Consider the following 674-nt stretch of genomic DNA (forward strand, 5'->3'; position numbering starts at 1 on the left):
TAAAACATTACGTATTGCTAAGGTTAACGACGGTTAGATTCACCTCTTACACAGCACCTAGGCGAACTTGATGAAACCATTCAAGCGCTTGAAAATAAAATTAAAGGTGAAGTAGGCTCAGAGCAAGAAGTGATCACACATATTGAGCAAGTAAAATCACCGCTTACGCTCATTTATAACTCGCTGCATAACTGTAATATGGCGCAAATTGCAGATGGACTACTACTCGACACGTTACTTAGATTAGAGTGCTTTGGTATTAACCTCTGCAGCTTAGATATCCGTCAGGACTCTGCACGACACGCTGATGCGATTGGAGCCATTGTCGAGCACTTAGAACTGGGTGATTATACTGCTTGGAGTGAAGCACAGAAGCAGCAGTTTTTGATTGATGAATTAGCGTCAAAAAGACCACTATTGCCAAAAAACTTCTCTGCGTCTGATGAAGTTGAAGAAGTTTTAAAAACTTGCCAATTAGTGAGTCAGCAAACCACTGATAGGCTAGGCATTTATATTATTTCAATGGCGCAATATGCTTCTGATGTGCTGGCTGTTAAATTACTTTTAAAAGAAACGGGTTGTCGTTTCAATTTACCCGTTGCGCCGTTATTCGAAACTTTGGATGATTTAAATCAGGTGCTGTGTAAGAGGTGAATCTAACCGTCGTTAACCTT

1 pseudogene is annotated in these 674 nt (G+C 40.4%); it reads left to right on the plus strand.

Annotated elements, in window-relative coordinates:
- Positions 1–75: 75 nt before the first annotated feature.
- A pseudogene (locus ACXAC4_RS26255) lies at positions 76–654 on the plus strand (phosphoenolpyruvate carboxylase); the annotation flags it as partial.
- Between the last annotated feature and the right edge of the window lie 20 nt (positions 655–674).

The organism is Pseudoalteromonas sp. AWM4_233 (genome assembly GCF_056158285.1).